Here is a 17308-nt window from a genome sequence, read left to right as displayed (position 1 = left end):
ATCAGGCTTTTCGATTCTGTAACGCGATAAATAGGATTAGCACACCGCCCCAAAGGGCCATGGTCAGATAGCTGCTGACGCCCAGCAGATTGAGGCCGCTTTCCAACATTTGCAGCACGATCAGTGCCAGTACCAACCCCAGAATGCGACCAAAGCCGCCGTCTGGATTGATACCGCCCAACACGGAGGCGAGGATCGTCACTAACAGATAGGATTCGCCGTAACCGGCCTTGGCGGAGTTGAACTTGGCCATCATCAGCAGAGCCGCCCCCCAACCGAGTAATGCTGAAAGGATATACACCGCAATCTGCACTTTGGCGGTATTCACTCCGCTAAAGCGTGTGGCTTGTTCGTTGGAGCCGACCAGATACAGGCTGCGCCCTAGCGTGGTGTGTTCCAGCAGTAGCCATAGGCCAACGGCGACCAATAGGAATAACAACAGCGCGACGGGAATACCGAATACCGTCCCGTTGCCGAGGTATTGAATCGCTGCTGGGAAGCCAGAGATTACCGCGCCGTTGGACAGCAGAATATTCAAGCCGGTGATCAGCGTCATGGTGCCGAGCGAAGCGAGAATCGGTGACACGCCAATCCAAGCGACCAGTACGCCGTTGAGTGCACCAATCGCTACCGCGACCAGCAGACCGGCCAGCAGCGCGAGCACCAGAAACAGCGGCTGGTCAGGATGGCTGACAATAATCGCTGCCATCACCAACGAACAGGCATTGGCACCCGCGATGATCGACAGATTAATGCCACCGGTGAGCATGGTGATCCCCATGCCGAGTGCCAGCATACCGAGGATCGGTAACTGCGAGGCGATCGACTGGAAGTTACCCATGCTGAAGAAACGCGATCCAAGCAACCCGGCGAACAACAGTGCCACCACGATAATGATCGCGCTTTGTAGACGGATGATCCGATCGTTTGGGATCAGGCGAGTTAACTGCGTCATGTTATAGCTCCTTGACCAGTTTGCGTTTTTCGTTCCAGGCGGTGCTACTGATGCTGATCAGAATGATCGCGCCGCTGAAGACTTGGTGCCAGTAAGCCGAGACGCTGAGCAACGTCAGCCCATTTTGCAAGAAGGCCAACAGCACGACACCGAGCAGGGTACCGGTGAGTGAACCGCGACCGCCGGTCATGCTGGTTCCGCCGAGCACCACTGCCGCGAGCACCGTCAGCTCAAAGCCCAGCAGTGAGTTAGGCGCGACTGACTGAGTGATCTGCGCCTGCACCACCGCAGCGATACCGGCCAGAATGCCCATGTAGCCATAGACGTAAAAGTGCAGGCGTAGCAGGTTCAAACCCAGTCGCGATGCCGCATCACGATTGCCGCCCATGGCGTAAATTTGTCGCCCCAACCGAGTACAATTCATCAGCACGCCAGTGACGATAATCACCGCCAGCAGGCACAATAGCGGTAGCGTCAGGCCGTAGTCATAGCCGTCTGTACCTTGGAATGAGAACCAGTTGATGCCGTCCATGAACCAGTCTGGGAAGCCATACAGCCAAGTCCCATTGGTCGCGTACACCAGCAGACCGTAGAATAAGTTGAGGGTGGCGATGGTGATAATGATGGCCGGCACTTTCAGCCAGTACACTAGAAAACCGTTCACCAATCCCAACAGCAGACCGACGCCGATCGCCAGAGCAAACGCTAACGGGAAACTACCGCCGTGCTGGATCACCCAACTGGCCATTACGTATTGGGCGATGGCGGTCATCGCCGGGAATGAAATATCGATGCCGCCAGCGATCAACACCACGAATAGGCCGCAGGCCAGAATGCCGAGAATGGCATAGCTGGTGGCAACGTCAGTCAGGTTGCCGAGCGTGAGAAACTCGCCAGTGCTGACGCTTAGGCCGATGGCGAGCAGTAAGACCAGCAAGCCGAGATAGAACTCGTGTCGGCCAGCCAAGCGAGCCAATAATGACTTATCCATTCACCACCTCGGCGATCTGTTGTTCGGTACTCTGGTGCGGCGCGAATTCGGCGATCAGTTCGCCTTTGCGCATCACCATCACCCGATGGCTGTTGTAATAGGCTTCCGGGATCTCGTCGCAGATCATCAGTACCGCCATACCCAGTTGTGCCAGATCGCGGGCGATCTGGTAGATCCCTTCTTTGTTGGCGATATCCACCCCGACGGTCGGGGAATCGAGGATCAGGATCTTCGGCTGAGTCGCGACCCATTTGGCGATGGCGATACGCTGAGCGTTACCACCAGACAGGGTTTTCACCGGTAGGCCGCTGTCGGAGACCTTGATGTTCAGGTCGCGAATCAGTCGATCGACCAATTCAGTCGCTTTGGCGTGATCCAGCAACCCGAGCGAGGTATGCAACTGGTCAAATACGGTGACAATGGTGTTGTCGTAGATCGATTGTTCCATGATCAGCCCTTGGGTCAGGCGATCTTCTGAGACATAACCAATGCCGTGGCGCACCGCTTCGCGATTGTTATGCAGTTGCACTGGCAGACCTTCGATTTTGATTGCTCCGCTGTCTGGCCGCGTCATACCGAACAGGCTGAGGCACAATTCAGTGCGTCCCGCGCCGAGTAGCCCGACGATAGAAATGATTTCGCCGCCGCGTAGCGACAAATTGATGTTGTGATACTTACCACGTCGGCTGAGATTGCAGACTTCAAGTAGCGGCGCTTTATCCGTCGGTGGTTGTTCGGGGAGTGGGCTGTAGTGGAAGCGTTGGCCCGTCATCAGGAACGCCAGTTCGTGGCTATCTAACTCACTGGCTGGCCAAGTGCCGACCAGCTTGCCGTCGCGCATGACGCTGATACGATCGGCGACTTCCATCACTTCGTCCAAGCGATGGCTGACGAACACGACGCAGATGCCTGCGGCTTTCAATTCGTTGACCACACGCAGTAAACCGTCGACTTCTTGTCGGGTTAGGGATGCGGTCGGTTCATCCATGATCACCAGCCGCGCTTCGGCAGCAATGGCACGGCAAATCGCCACCAGTTGGCGATCGGCTATCGACAGTTTTTCGACCTTTTTGTCGGGATCGATATGCACACCCACGCGCGCCATGGCGTCCAGCGCAGTTTGGCGCATCACTTTTTTACGCACCCAAAAATGTCCACCGGGCAAATAACGGTGAATTGCGATATTTTCTGCCACCGTCAGGTTAGGGAATAACGACAGATCCTGATAAATGACCTGAATACCGTAATAACCAGAAAGTTGCGGCGTGAGCGAATGAAATAGTTTTCCTTCCAGCGAAATATTGGCACCTTTTTCCGGCTGATAAACACCAGAAATAATTTTTATTATGGTGCTTTTACCGCAGCCATTTTGTCCGGCTAGGCAGTGCACTTCGCCAATATTTAGCGTCAGGTTGATCTGGTCCAGTGCCAGCACGCCTGGAAATCGCTTGCTGATATTCTCCAGGGTGATAAATGCGGTGGATGCTGTCATAACGTTAACCTGTGCTCTGTTGCAGGGTTTGGTGTGTCGGATAGTGGGCGCAGCAAGCTACGCCCTTATATTTAAAAATAATTTCCCGGTGTGGCGAATATTGATTAGAAATTAAAAACCGAGTGACTTGGCATTATCTTTGGTGACTTCCAGAATTTTATTAAACCGAATCACTTTGTGTTCCATATCGACATCAGCTTTACCCAAACCGTCGATAGACAGGTCTTGGGTCACTTCCTTGCCTTGCAGCAATTGGTCGGCCACCGTCACCAGCGCATAACCCGCATCTTTCGGGTCCCACAGCAGGGCTTTTTTGATATCACCGCGCATCAGGTAAGGAGCCGCCTGGGATGGCATAGCGATACCGACCACCGCAATCTTATCCTTGGCGCGCTTCTTAGCCACCGCTTGGCCAGCACCGATCGGGCCGAGAGAGCCAAAGCCGATGATGCCTTTCATCTTCGGGTAGGTTTTCATTAGATCCAGCGTGGTGGCGTAGGATTTGTCGATGCTTTCCGCCACCGGTAGACGTGAGGTGACTTCAAACATGTCCGGGTATTTTGCTTTCTGATACTTGATGGCGGAATCTGCCCAGGCGTTATGCAGGGGGACGGTCAGAGAACCGACGTAAATGGCATAGCCACCTTTGCCACCCATATCTTTCGCCAGCTCATCCACGTTTGCTTGTGCGTACTTTTCGCTGTCGATAGTTTCGATATCCCACTGACCGATCTGTTGATCTGGGGATTCATGGGTCAGCACCACGATGCCTTTGTCGCGTGCTTTTTTCAGCACTGGCTCAAGCACTTTAGCGTCGTTAGGTACCACGATAATCGCGTTGACGTTTTTGGCGATCAGATCTTCAATCACTTTGACCTGTGCGGCTGGGTCTGGAGTGGATGGGCCAGTCTGGTAGGCGTTGACGTCGAGTTTTTTCGCTGCCTCGTTGACGCCGACTTCCATACGGTTAAACCACGGAATGCCGGTCACTTTGGCAACCACGGCGATCTCGTATTTCTCAGCGGCAAAAACAGGTGTTGTCGATAACATGCATGCAGAAACCACACATGCATTTAATAATGCGAGGTTAAATTTCATTAGCCGTACCTTTTTTATCTGTAGGGTCGGTGGTTTTTTCCACCACAGAAGATTACAAAGGAATGGAAGAGGGGAGATAGTGAGAGTTACAAAAATGTGATGTATGCACATTTTTGTAAAATGTAGCGATTTTTAATGTTAATTAAATGTTTTATATTTTGGTTGTGGTAATTTTATTACGAAAACATAATTAAAAATTAACAATCATTAAACTAATTATTAACAAATTATAAATATCTTATTTTGCAATCGACGTAAAAAATGCCGGCGTGAGAGCCGGCATTGAAGCATTTAATCGATGTGTGAACAAGATCACTTTTGTGGCCGATTAGAGTACGCCTTGCGCCAACATCGCATCAGCGATTTTGACGAATCCGGCGATATTTGCGCCATGGATATAGTGAGTTTGCTTGCCTTCACCGCCGTATTCAACACACTCCTGATGAATATCCGCCATGATATGTTGTAAACGCACATCCACTTTCTCTGCTCGCCAACTGATGCGTGCGGCATTCTGCGCCATTTCTAACCCCGAGGTAGCAACACCGCCGGCGTTGGCGGCTTTACCCGGTGCAAATAGCACGCCAGCATCGAGGAAAGCATCGCTGGCCTGGATGGTACAGGGCATGTTGGCCCCTTCTGCCACGGCTTTGACACCGTTGTGGATCAGGACTTTTGCCGCTTCAATATCCAATTCGTTCTGGGTCGCGCACGGCAGCGCAATGTCTACTGGCACGTTCCACGGCTGTTCCCCGGCCAGATAAGTCAGGCCGCGTTCACGGGCGTAATCTTCTACGCGTCCGTAACGCTGGTTTTTGATCTCGGCCAGATGCGCCAGTTTCTCGGTGGTGAATCCTTCTTCATCCACCACGGTGCCGCCGGAATCCGAGGCGGTGATCACTCGCGCGCCCATTTGCAGTGCTTTTTCAATGGTGTACTGCGCGACGTTACCCGAGCCAGAGACCGCAACACGCATCCCTTCAAAGCCTAGGCCGTGGCGTTTCAGCATCGCATCGGTGAAATAGATCAAACCGTAACCGGTCGCTTCAGGGCGGATCAAGCTGCCACCAAACGACAACCCCTTCCCGGTAAACACACAGGCGGTATTGTTGGAAAGTTTCTTCATCATGCCAGTCATAAAGCCGACTTCACGCCCACCTACGCCGATATCACCGGCTGGAACGTCGGTATCTGGGCCGAGATGGCGATATAACTCGGTCATCAATGCCTGACAAAAGCGCATGATTTCGCTTTGGCTTTTGCCTTTTGGATCGAAATCAGAGCCGCCTTTCCCTCCGCCCATGGGCAAGGTGGTGAGCGCGTTTTTAAACGTCTGCTCAAAACCGAGGAATTTCAGGATCGATAGATTGACAGAAGGGTGGAAGCGCATCCCTCCTTTGTATGGGCCAATTGCTGAGTTGAACTGAACCCGATAAGCCCGGTTTACCTGCACTTGCCCACGATCGTCGACCCAACTGACGCGGAACTGAATCACGCGCTCCGGTTCAACCAGACGTTCCAGCAATGCATACTCGCGATAACGGGGGTTACGTTCGATAAACGGCCAGAGAGAAGTGAAAACTTCACGCACCGCTTGTAAATATTCAGGCTGATGAGGATTGTGCTGTTGTAGCGTAGATAAAAACGATTCCAGCGATACTGCTTGTTCCATGAATAACACTCCTTGTGGTTTCCCCTCTTTTTATAAAATCACATTGGGGAAGATGTTGTGTTCTGACAATATCATTGGAAGCAGGCGAATTATCAAGCGGTTATTAAGTGTATGGGATAAAAAACGCCCGTAATCAGCGGGCGTTGCAGATTGCTGACAACATCTTGGCGATTGACTCTCACGTGCTAAGGTAGTGCTGGTTTGCGTGGTACTAACAGGTTAAATACGATATTTAACAAAATCGCACTTAGGCAAGCTAATGCAATACCGTTATCCAGCACGATTTGCCAGGAAGGTGATAAATAACCGAAGAATCCAGGTTTACTGACCGGGATCATCCCTAAGCCCAGGCTAACGGCCACGATCAACATATTACGGTTATCCCCCAGTTCAACGGTACTGAGGATCTTGATTCCAGTGGCTGCCACACTACCAAATAATACCAATGCTGCACCACCCAGCACGGGCATTGGAATACTGGCCACAATCGCTGAAATTTTGGGGAACATCCCCATGATCATCAACAGTATTCCCGCCGTAGCAATCGCCCATCGACTACGTACATTGGTTAGACGAATCAAGCCGACATTTTGTGCATAAGCGGTGTAAGGGAATGAATTCAATATTCCACCAATGGCGGTTGCTAACCCGTCAGCCTGTAAAGCCTGTGTCAGGCGTTTTGGTGTGATCGGCTCCTCACAAATCTCACCGATTGCTAGGACATCGCTGGTGGTTTCCACCATGGTTATCAACATCACCAAACACATCGCTAGTACAGCAAATAACTCGAAGGTCGGTAGACCGAAATAAAATGGCGTCACTAATTCAAACACTTTGGCGTCAGCCACTTGGTTAAAATTGGCCAAGCCAAATAGCCATGCGACTGCGGTGCCCAATACTAAGCCCAGCAATACCGAAATCCGCCCGAGAAAACCACGGCAGAAGTGACTGATGCCAAGCACAATCAACAACGTCAATATTGCCAAACTGAGAGCGGAGAGATCTACCGGCCCCGGCAACGGGTTGCCTCCACAGATCCATGTCACTGCTACCGGTATCAGGGTTATGCCTATTGCGGTGAGGGTTGTTCCTGTCACTACCGGTGGAAAGAACTTAATCAGCCGACTAAACCACGGGGCGACGATAAGGGTAAAAATACCCGAGGCAATGACCGCGCCAAAGATTTCCGGCCAACCCCACTGCTGACCAATCAGGATCATGGGGGCAACCGTGGCGAAACTGGTGCCCTGTACAATCGGTAATTTAGAACCAATGCGCCAAAATCCTACGGATTGGAGCAACGTAGCAATTCCGCTGGTAAAAGCGGTGACACTCAGTAAATAGATTAATTGTGATTCAGGCAGTTTCAGCGCCATTGCTAATACGAGTGGGGTGGCGGCAATACTGGCATACATCGCCAGCAGGTGTTGTGCTCCAAGGGCAATTAAACGCCCTAAGGGAAGTTTCTCTTCCACTGGTGAAATTTTATTGGGTGTAGAAAGGTCACTCTTTGAATCCATCATAATGAGATCCTCATTGAACCCGTCGTTAGATCTTTAGACTCCGCTCGCGCAAGGCATACGCGCAACGCTGGAAGTTTTGCATGACTTCTATTTCGTTCACTCCCACGAGTATTTTATTGTCCAGCAGCACTTCACCCGCAACCAAGGTATAACGGACATCGTCAGCCCGGCTGGAATAAACCAGCGTTGATTCAGGATCGTACATCGGTAAGGTGTGTGGGGTATGCAAGTCGACAATGATGACATCCGCTGGAGAGCCTACGGTGAGTTGCCCCAGTTCGGGTCGGTGCATGGCTTTGGCTGACCCGGTGGTCGCCAGATTCAAAATCTCTCTGGTCTTTAAGAATTTGGGGTCTCGGGTCCGATCTTTGTGAATGATCCCAGCAAACTTCATCTCCTCGAACAGATCTACCGTGTTATGGCTGGCGGGGCCATCGGTCGCTAGCCCTACGGTAATTCCTGCATCCATCACGGCTTGTAGGTCCATGGTGCCGGAAACCAATTTACCGTTACTGATTGGGCAATGAGCTATCTTGACACCCGCTTCGGCCATCAGGCGGATGTCATCAGCATTCATCTGGGTGCAATGTGCCGCTGTCACATCTGGCCCCAGCATGCCTAGAGAATGCAGCCACTGTACCGGTGTGGTTTGATAGTGCTCACGCACATAGCCTATTTCAATCATGCCTTCAGCGATGTGTGTGTGGATAGGAACGCCACATTCATTCGCGACTTTACGTGTCAACTGCCACATTTCCGCCCCGCAGGAGTAAGGAGCGTGCGGCGATAGCGCAACCTGCAGTTTGCCCTGCATCCCGTGGTGATGGCGGCTGATTTTATGCTCGAAGTGATCCAGACAATTCCATGACCACTCGGTTATCGGCTGGTACAACCCACGGTCAGCAAAGCCGTAACCCAAGGTGGCTCGCAGAGGCAATACTTTGAGCGCTTCCACTTCCGGTTCCACTTTATAGGCATCGAAATGCTCATTAAAACAAGTCACACCGGCGCGAACCATTTCGATTAAACCGCACAGACTGGCCCAATAGAGTGTTTCAGGATCGAAGTTCTGTTTGAGACGCCACATGGTTGAGAGCCATTCAAACAACTCAACATCCTCCAGCAAACCGCGCAGTAGCATATTAGAAGCGTTATGGGTATGGCAGTTAATCAGACCGGGCATGATGGCGCCGCCCATAGCATCAATAATACGCCCGGCACCAGACACGTTGATCTCGTCGCGATGACCCAACTGAAGGATTTTTCCATCCTGGATGGTCAAAACCCCGTGCTCAATCGGTGGTTGATTATTCATTGGTAATAGATAGCCATTCACGATAGCAATATCGGCTGGCTTTGCAGGTATATTCAACATAGCAGCACTCCATTTTTCATTAACTGATTCGATAGTATTCAATGCCATTCTTTATCCATGAAATGAATAGGGATAATTGTCTGTTTGGGGGCAGACTCTTCATTTCGATGCTAAACACCACATTGTTTTGTGTATTTTCTGTTCTACGCCAAACAAATAACCACACAAAGTCAGGTACTATCTAAGAAACAGATGGCTGGAGGAGAAAACAGATGGCTTTTACTCTGAATCAACTGGAAGTGTTTGTTTGTGTGGTTAATAGCGGCTCTTTTTCTGCCGCCGCACGTAAAATTGGCAAAGTACAATCTGTGATTAGTACCACAATAAATAATTTTGAATTGGAAGTAGGAATGGTGTTGTTCGATCGTTGCGGTAAGCAACCGGTACTGACCGAAGCTGGAAAGGCGATTTACGATTCTGCAGAATCTATTCTGCTCCATCGTAATGCCTTGCAAGAGCACTGCAATGCGGCATTGTCAGGAGCGGAGTCACAAGTCAGCCTGATTGTTGATGATGCCGTACCTTACAGTATTTTGAATAATGCACTAACCGCCTTTTCACAACACTATCCGCAGGTCAGTATTAATGTGCAAATGCCTGAAATGGAAAGCCCGGCTGCGTTGATCGCCAACCATGCCGGGGGGCTTGGGCTTTCCGTTGCTTTACATCATTACGGGCAAGATATTGCGTTTTGCCGATTGGGAGATGTCGTTCTTGCCAATGTGACTTCAAAGAATCACCCGTTGACGCAAAAGGCCTACTTGAGTTTCAGTGAACTGCATCTTTACCGCCAACTGGTCTATACACCACATGGCCGCCAGTTACCGACCAATGAATACCTAAAATCCCCCTTCAGCTGGTACATCAGCAATTACCATATTTTACTCGAGTTACTTAAGGGCGGTCATGCTTGGGCGATTGTGCCTAAGCATATGATCCAACAAGAATTGGAACAGGGCGAACTGGTTGAAATGATACTGGATGCCTACCCGGTTACCGAATGGCGAGTTGGGGTGGATGTGATTTGGTCCCGCAAAACTCATCTGGGTCCGGCCGGATGCTGGCTGAGGGACTACTTTCGTAAAACTAGCTTGCCGGATTTAGTCAATGCCGAGCGAGCGTTAGTGTCGTTTAGTTGAGTGCGGCAGCGGATGTTATAGCTCATCGTCTCGGCACCTGACTAAAACGCCCGCAATCAGCGGGCGTTGGGAGGGTAATGTAAGCAAGTACTTACGATTTTTTGTCGTCTTCATCGCGCAGTGGCACGATCAGCATGTCGATATGTACGGTGTTGATCAACTGGCGGGCGGAGGACATCAGCTTGCTCCAGAAATCCTGATGGTGGCCACACAGCACCAAATCCATATCGTATTTCTTGATGGCATCAACCAGCACTTGTGCCAGATCGCCGCTGCCACTCAGGGTTTCAGTAATCGGATAGCCCGCGTTTTGTGAAAGCTCGGTCAGAGCGCTGTGGGTTTCATCAGAGATACGCTTTTGCATATCCCCCAGATTGACATCAATCAGGCCGGTATACAGATCGGAATAGTTAACATCTACATGAATCAGCGAGACTTTTGCATTGTATGGACGTGCCATAGATACCGCTTTTTCCACCAGAATTTTGCTTTCTGGGGACAGGTCAACCGCAATCAGAATGTGTTTGTAAGACATGAGAGTACTCCTTCCATAAGATGCCGGTTAAAAGGTTGAGTTCCAAACCTAGCGTTTTCTTGTTACCTGCATAATATCATTCATATAACGTGATGATACGTCGAGGCGATCACACTGCACTGTATCAATAAATTTGGCTTTGCTTCCTCGTTCTGTTTTACACCGATATAGCGATAAATCCTACTGCCAATATCGTTATTATCCGTTTGAACGATTGAATTTTAAGCCTTATTAAACAGAGTATAGCCTCTACAGTCCTGCAATGCCGGGTTATGACTTATAACCCATTGGTCGGTGACAAATTAACGGGACGCGGTAAATTTTATCTGTTGTCCAACTCTGTTTGTGTCGGCTTATTCTACAATAGTGAATATGGGTAATAGTGAATATGGATGCGAGATAGGGAGGTTGGCTCAGTAACAGGCTAAGGTTGCAATGCCTTGAGGGGGAATCATGATCAGTACCGTCGCGCTATTTTGGGCTTTGTGTGTGGTATGTATCGTTAATATGGCACGGTATTACTCTTCTCTGCGTGCGCTGCTGGTGGTTTTACGCGGCTGCGATCCGCTCTTGTACCAATATGTGGATGGCGGCGGCTTCTTTACCGCTCATGGCCAACCGAGTAAACAAATCCGGCTGGTACGTTATATTTTCACCCAGCGCTATGCGGAACATCATGATCCGGAGTTTATCCGTCGCTGTGAGCGGGTGCGCGGTCATTTTATGCTGACTTCGGCATTGTGCGGATTGGTGGTGATCTGTCTTATCGCGATGATGATTTGGTATTGACGTCACAAACAAGCGGCCACAAAACATGGCCGCTACTCTCATTCAAGTCCCCCTCGTAAGCGTCAACGTGTTGTGGTCAACACATACCGGACACTTTCATAGCCTCTTTCCACTGTTCTTCATAGGCAACCGGTGTAACTCCCCCGGTATAGCTGTGAGGGCGACGACAGTTATAATAGTCGCTCAACCAATCGCTAATATCGCGTATCGCATGGTTAATATCCCTATAACCCTCACGGGGCACCCACTCACTTTTCAGGCTGCGGAACAACCTTTCCATCGGGGAATTATCCCAGCAATTCCCTCGTCGACTCATACTTTGTATTACTCCGTTACGCCATAACAGTTGCCGATATTTCTTACTGCTATACTGACTTCCCTGATCTGAATGAAATATCAATCTGCCTATCGGCTGTCTGACTTCCAGTGCGTTACGCAAGGCACGACAAACCAACTCCGCATCCGGGCTCGACGACATTGCATAACCGACAACTCGCCGAGAGTACAAATCTATTATTACAGCCAGATAGCTCCAACCACTTCCAGTGCGAATGAAGCTAATATCTCCACACCACAACTTGTTCGGCTCTTCCGGGGCAAACTGTCGCTTGACTATATTGGGTGAAGCGACAGCCTCTTCACGGCATACCCGATAACGATGAGCACCCGGCTGGCTGCTTTCAAGTCCACATTCCTGCATCAGACGACGTGACAGCCAACGTCCTACCTGATGTCCTTCCATGCAGAGTAACCGGCTGATTGTTCGGCTACCCGCAGCACCCCGGCTCTGGGCATGCAACTCACGTATTCGACTACGTAATCGTAACCGTTCAACGTCAACGCCCTGTTGCTGGCGGGCATAATATGCACTGCGTGATACCTTAAATAGGCGACATAACTCGCTCACCGGCCACTGTTGGCTCAGCCGTGTGATTAACGTATAGACTTGATGGGCATCTCGCTCATCAACACGGCCGCCTGCTTTAAAATTTCTTTTTCCATCTCCAAACGCGTGACCTGAGCCCTCAGGCTCTGGAGCTCACGCTGCTCTGGAGTTAATGCGACCCCCACAGGCGTCACCCCCTGTAATTCAGCATGATACTGCTTTATCCACTTACGTAACTGGCTCGGATCCAGCTCAAGTGAGCGGGCAACATCCAGCACCCGAAGTTGGTATTTCACCACTTGCTCAATCGCCTCCAGCTTAAATTCTGGAGAAAACCGTCGTTTGGTTTGTCGTTGTTTGGTCATTTGGAACCCTCAATTAGCTGTTGTTACATTAACAGGCTTTCGAGGTGTCCGGGATTAGTGAACCACAACAACGACGAGTACAATCGCCCCCACTTTGTTGACAGAAATAGATACCCTCTTCAAATCCTCTCTTTGTACTCGCTGCTATGTTGAGTTTTCCAAGCTTATTAAGTCATTCTGACATTACCCTGACAATTCCCAGTCGGAGCTGTGGTGAAATCACGATTGACCACATTCAACTAAAGGGAAACAGTATGAAAAGGGTTCTTGCTTTATCATTTTTAGGTATTTCGTTAACAACCTCGGCGGCGGATTTAATTTCTTTTTGGGACAGTGGTCCACGCCATGGGGCAAATATATTTAATCAGCAACCCCCTTCGGTAGAGGATTTTAGAGCCGCGAAGTCTCAGGGCATTGAATGGGTACGGTTAGCCTATGACAAGTGGCGACCAGCGCAACGAGATTTCTTACTCGGTACTGCGGATAATTATCATGGTTTGGTGATTGATGACTTACAGGTATTAAAAAAAGTACTTGAGGATGCTCAGGCCGCAGGGATTAAAGTGGTGATTTCTCCATTAACTCTACCGGGGTCTCGCTGGGTGCAGAACAACAAAAATAATATTGACGAACGCTTATGGCAAGATAAGAAGTATTGGCAACAAGCTGCGGAGTTCTGGCATGATTTGGCCTTTGAATTACGGGATTATCCCGCCGTTGCCGCTTATAATCTGATCAACGAACCTGAGCCTGAACGAACATCGGGCGTTGATGAACATGCTTCGGTAGCGGAGTTTAAAAACTGGTATCAAAAAAATAAAAATACATCACGTGATTTACCCGAACTTTATCGTGAATTAATTTCCGCCATTCGAAATGTTGATGAAAAAACCCCGATCATGCTGGATGGGGGCTGGTATGCCAGTACGACGGGGACCAGCTATTGGCCCGTCGCCATGCAAGACTCGCGTATATTGTATGCTTATCATATGTATGAACCTTATATTTGGAGTAACCCAAGAAACAGCAAACGTGCCATTCCATGGGTTTATCCTGGCATGATTGCGGGAATTAACTGGAATAAGGAAAAGATAAAGCAATGGATAGCTCCTTTCTACCAATGGGCGGAACAGCAGAAAATTGCCAAGAACCGCTTGGTCGCCGCCGAGTTTGGCTGCCATCGTATGGCACCGGGATGTGCGCGCTATCTTGATGATGTGCTGAGCGTGTTTGAAGAAAATCAATCGCACTGGGCATTTTATAGCTGGCGAGAGGATATATACGATGGTTATGACTACGAACTGGGCGAGAAAAAATTACCTTGGGCGTACTGGCAAGCGCAGGAAAAAGGGGAAAGTTACAATTTAAAACGTGAAATAACCCCGTTATATCAGCCCATTTATCGGCGATTAAAAAATAAAACTCAGCCTTAAATTAATCGTCGCCTCATCATAGGCGGCGATTGATATTATGGGCAACGATAAACACCGCCGCTGATAATAACGTTAAAATAACCCATTGCCGCAAATAGTTATCAGAACAATGTCAGGGTTTCGGCGTGAAGAATAGGGTGAACGGCCCAGCGAAACGGTGTTCCTGACGGACAGTGACTCCCCCTTGGGCTTCCGCTTTAATAACAGTCACATTTGCCCACAAGGTATCTTGCATTTGATTGAATTGTTGTGGCCATTGCAGCGACTTATTTGTACCGGCATTCTTCCACCAGACATCTTTGAAATCGTCACGCCTGAGTAGTTTTTGTTCGATCCAAGGATTAGGGCAAGATGCTGGGGTGTCTGGTAAGGTGAAATGTAATTGCTGTTTTTTCAAAGAAACCCAGTTGAGCTCTTCATTTTGCGTAAGAATCAGGGGTTGCTGCCAAATGTCTGTTCCTGTACTCACGGTCAATAAATAAATGCCACGTGAAAACGGTAGCGCAATCTCAGGGCTTTCGAAGGAAAAAGCATCCTGCTCGTGATAAATCGGTGCCTGTTTATTCAGCAATGCTTTACCGTTCGGCAGCGTTAACGTTATCTGTAAGTCACGACGTGCGGAACTGCCATCAATCTGTACGCGGTAAACTCGATTAAGTGGCATATCTCGCTGGATAAAGCGTACCGTTGGTTGATCTAGCCAGGATGGGATTGGCAGTGCCACATTTTTGCCGCACTGCTGGGCAATAATCGCCGTCGCTGCCGTTGACCAGGCTGTTTTTTGCGCATCACCGTCAAGTTTTGGCTCGACCAAAATCAAACGTTGCCATGCTTGCGCCACATCCCCGGCAAACAGTGCGCTGTAAACTGAACGCAGAGGCGTATCTGGCAAGACTGCGCCAGCACTAAGCGAAGTCGACCACAACAGTACCGCTAATAGCATACGCATTAACTAGGCTCCAGATAATAGCCTACACCACGTACCGTATTGATCTTAATGCCGGGTAGCTTCTGCCGTAGTTGTAGAATATGCGTGTCGACAGTGCGTGTGGACGGAAAATGCTGATATCCCCAGACCTGATTGAGCAACTCATCACGGGTAAATATTCGTCCTTCCCTTTGTACCAACATCGACAAGAGTGAGAATTCGGTCGGTGACAAGGCGACACTCTGTTCGTGCCAATGTGCTATTTGTCGTGCGGGAAACAGACTGAGTGCCCCGCTGTGTAGACACCCGTCGCCAAGTGTGCGCAACTGCGCTCGGATGCGCGCCAGCAGTTCTGAATGTGAAAAGGGCTTGGTCAGATAATCACGAGCCCCAGCTTCCAAGCCAGCAATGCGATCGCTGATTTCAACATAGGCGGTAAGAATAATAACCGGTAGTGCTTTCATCGCTAGCCATTGCGGTAAATGGCTTAAACTGTCGCTGTCGTTGAGTTGACGATCCAGAATGACCAGATCGGCGCTATACCAGTTATGCTCGATCCCCTGCGTATTTTTTTGCCACAAACAGATGAACCCTTCTTGTTGCAAAAACGTTTGCAGCCCTTTGCCGAGGTTTTCATCGTCCTCAACCAAGAGCAGAGTGTTATTTGGCACCATTTCCATAGGGGATCTCCAACGTAAAGGTAGTGGTAGGCCCACTGAGGCGCATTTTACCTCGATAATGTCGCAGTAGCCGCTGAACGATGATCAACCCCAATCCCATGCCTGATGATCTGACGTTGTTTTTCATGTGAGCTAGAGAATACTGGGGCAACACACCAGCATCACTGACGCTAATTTTCAACGAGTCACGTGCCAAGCTGACGGATAATCTTACCGGTGGTTTACCGTATTTATGGGCGTTATCTAACAAGTTATGTACGCAGACGCCCAACCAATAAAACGGTAATTCGATACTGGCGTCTTGTTCCAGACAGTAGATCACGGACGGGAAAGGTTGTACCACATGCGTCAGCCAATCGCTTAGCCACGCAGCTGACGGCTGCTCTAAATCACCCACCTCGCCGGAGGCAGATAAGTACTGTTTGCTGGCTTCGGTAATGTGCCGCATATGTTGCACTCCGTCAGCGAGCAGAGCAAAAGTGGACTGTGACGTCATAGGCAACGCGTTAAAATCTTGCCGAAACAGTTCCACTACATTGGTGAGGCTGGCGATTGGCGTGCGTAATTCATGGCTCAGCATCTGCAACACGAACTTGTGACGCTGCTTGATTTTTCGTTTCTGCCAACCGACATAAATCATTGAGCCAATAATAATCAATGGCAACAGGCCCAGAAGGATGCGCCATTTCCATAGGGAAGGGGGTTGAGGGTTAACGCAGATGGCGCCAAGAGTCCAATAACATGGCTCAGAATCACTATTCAACACCACATCAGCTTGCTGCGCCAAGGGTAACCAGCTTGATTGCGGGTACTGCACCCAAGATTCCCCCTGTAACCGCCAGAGTATACCTTTGTTGAGCAACCAGTGTTGACCATCGGCGAGCCTATCCAGATTGTCGTCAGTCAACCCGCCGATCCCACCGAGCGCGGCGGCTCTTTCTCTTACGTGCAAGTAGGGTTGTAAATCAGGTGCAGATTGGGGGAAAAACCGTAGGTATTGCCACGCGTAACTGCCACCCAGTGGAAACAACGGATGCTGGGCAAACCAAGAATCCGGCAAAGGGCGTTGTTGACACACTGCACGCATAAACTGTTGCAGTGCTGGCTCCTTTTCAGAGGGTTGGCAGAGCCGGTATGAGCGGGATATTTGCGTCAGCGTCACGGCGGAATAGCTTTTGAAATCCGGATACAGTGATGCCGGGCGGATCAGCGCAGGATTCACTTGCTGTAAAACGGATAAGGGTACCGATGATGCTCCCTCAATGTTATTCAGTGAAGTGACGAAGTGTTGTACGGGGGATTTTTCCTCTAGCACGGCATAGCTATAGCCACTGTATAAGGCCACCGCGAACATTAAAAAGCGGTTGAACGTGAGCTTACGCAATGGCTTAACAAAGATCACTGAGCTACCTAGCTGATGTTTTTTCGAAGAAATTTCATCGTGCCA

15 protein-coding genes are annotated in these 17308 nt (G+C 49.8%); 3 read left to right on the top strand and 12 right to left on the bottom strand.

Annotated features, from left to right (window positions below; translation table 11 throughout):
• Window position 1: 1 nt before the first annotated feature.
• The 7 genes from AC3ISQ_RS20715 to AC3ISQ_RS20685 form a co-directional block, all read right to left on the bottom strand.
• Entirely contained in the window at window positions 2–955 is a 954-nt protein-coding gene (locus tag AC3ISQ_RS20715) for an ABC transporter permease (protein WP_489349557.1), read from the bottom strand.
• A gap of 1 nt (window position 956) precedes the next feature.
• Window positions 957–1946 carry an ABC transporter permease gene (locus AC3ISQ_RS20710; protein ID WP_489349556.1) on the bottom strand — a complete coding sequence of 330 codons (990 nt, stop codon included), beginning with the start codon at window positions 1944–1946 and terminating at the stop codon, window positions 957–959.
• Window positions 1939–3438, bottom strand: a complete 1500-nt coding sequence (locus AC3ISQ_RS20705) for a sugar ABC transporter ATP-binding protein (protein ID WP_489349555.1) — start codon at window positions 3436–3438, stop codon at window positions 1939–1941. Before AC3ISQ_RS20705 ends, AC3ISQ_RS20710 begins: the two co-directional genes overlap by 8 nt.
• Window positions 3439–3549: 111 nt before the next feature.
• Window positions 3550–4536, bottom strand: a complete 987-nt coding sequence (locus tag AC3ISQ_RS20700; RefSeq protein WP_489349553.1) for an autoinducer 2 ABC transporter substrate-binding protein — start codon at window positions 4534–4536, stop codon at window positions 3550–3552.
• A gap of 328 nt (window positions 4537–4864) precedes the next feature.
• Complete coding sequence (gene gdhA / locus AC3ISQ_RS20695) at window positions 4865–6208, bottom strand: NADP-specific glutamate dehydrogenase (RefSeq protein WP_489349551.1); 1344 nt, start codon at window positions 6206–6208, stop codon at window positions 4865–4867.
• A gap of 185 nt (window positions 6209–6393) precedes the next feature.
• Window positions 6394–7731, bottom strand: coding sequence for a nucleobase:cation symporter-2 family protein (locus AC3ISQ_RS20690; protein WP_489349549.1), 1338 nt, complete (start codon window positions 7729–7731; stop codon window positions 6394–6396).
• A 25-nt stretch (window positions 7732–7756) separates the two neighbouring features.
• Complete coding sequence (locus AC3ISQ_RS20685) at window positions 7757–9106, bottom strand: amidohydrolase family protein (RefSeq protein ID WP_489349547.1); 1350 nt, start codon at window positions 9104–9106, stop codon at window positions 7757–7759.
• Between the two features lie 212 nt (window positions 9107–9318).
• Between AC3ISQ_RS20685 and AC3ISQ_RS20680 the strand changes: the two genes are divergently transcribed.
• Window positions 9319–10245 (top strand): LysR family transcriptional regulator, encoded by a 927-nt coding sequence (locus AC3ISQ_RS20680; RefSeq protein WP_489349545.1) that lies wholly within the window; start codon window positions 9319–9321, stop codon window positions 10243–10245.
• Between the two features lie 91 nt (window positions 10246–10336).
• On the opposite strand, the gene uspA is transcribed toward AC3ISQ_RS20680, so the two are convergent.
• Entirely contained in the window at window positions 10337–10780 is a 444-nt protein-coding gene (gene uspA, locus AC3ISQ_RS20675; RefSeq protein WP_489349544.1) for a universal stress protein UspA, read from the bottom strand.
• Window positions 10781–11233: 453 nt separating this feature from the next.
• Between uspA and uspB the strand changes: the two genes are divergently transcribed.
• Window positions 11234–11569 carry a universal stress protein UspB gene (gene uspB / locus AC3ISQ_RS20670; RefSeq protein WP_489349542.1) on the top strand — a complete coding sequence of 112 codons (336 nt, stop codon included), beginning with the start codon at window positions 11234–11236 and terminating at the stop codon, window positions 11567–11569.
• Between the two features lie 76 nt (window positions 11570–11645).
• On the opposite strand, the gene AC3ISQ_RS20665 is transcribed toward uspB, so the two are convergent.
• A protein-coding gene (locus tag AC3ISQ_RS20665) for an IS3 family transposase (protein WP_489349540.1) occupies window positions 11646–12820 on the bottom strand; the annotation gives its coding sequence in 2 pieces (ribosomal slippage) (window positions 11646–12556 and window positions 12556–12820; 1176 coding nt in all).
• 254 nt (window positions 12821–13074) lie between these two features.
• Here AC3ISQ_RS20665 and AC3ISQ_RS20660 point away from each other — a divergent pair.
• Window positions 13075–14253, top strand: coding sequence for a glycoside hydrolase family 5 protein (locus tag AC3ISQ_RS20660; protein WP_489349539.1), 1179 nt, complete (start codon window positions 13075–13077; stop codon window positions 14251–14253).
• 112 nt (window positions 14254–14365) lie between these two features.
• Here the strand turns inward: AC3ISQ_RS20660 and AC3ISQ_RS20655 are convergent, their stop codons facing one another.
• The 3 genes from AC3ISQ_RS20655 to AC3ISQ_RS20645 are packed head-to-tail and all read right to left on the bottom strand — an operon-like array spanning window position 14366 to window position 17263.
• Entirely contained in the window at window positions 14366–15202 is an 837-nt protein-coding gene (locus tag AC3ISQ_RS20655; RefSeq protein WP_489349537.1) for a DUF2861 family protein, read from the bottom strand.
• Window positions 15202–15861: a response regulator transcription factor gene (locus AC3ISQ_RS20650; protein ID WP_489349536.1), complete on the bottom strand. Its 660-nt coding sequence runs from the start codon at window positions 15859–15861 to the stop codon at window positions 15202–15204. The genes AC3ISQ_RS20655 and AC3ISQ_RS20650 overlap by 1 nt, the downstream gene beginning before the upstream one ends.
• Window positions 15842–17263: an ATP-binding protein gene (locus AC3ISQ_RS20645; protein WP_489349535.1), complete on the bottom strand. Its 1422-nt coding sequence runs from the start codon at window positions 17261–17263 to the stop codon at window positions 15842–15844. Before AC3ISQ_RS20645 ends, AC3ISQ_RS20650 begins: the two co-directional genes overlap by 20 nt.
• Window positions 17264–17308 lie beyond the last annotated feature (45 nt).

This window comes from Serratia sp. KH_031 (genome assembly GCF_057839655.1).
The sequence above is the reverse complement of the archived record's forward strand: the minus strand, read 5'-3'. Positions and strand labels throughout refer to the sequence as shown.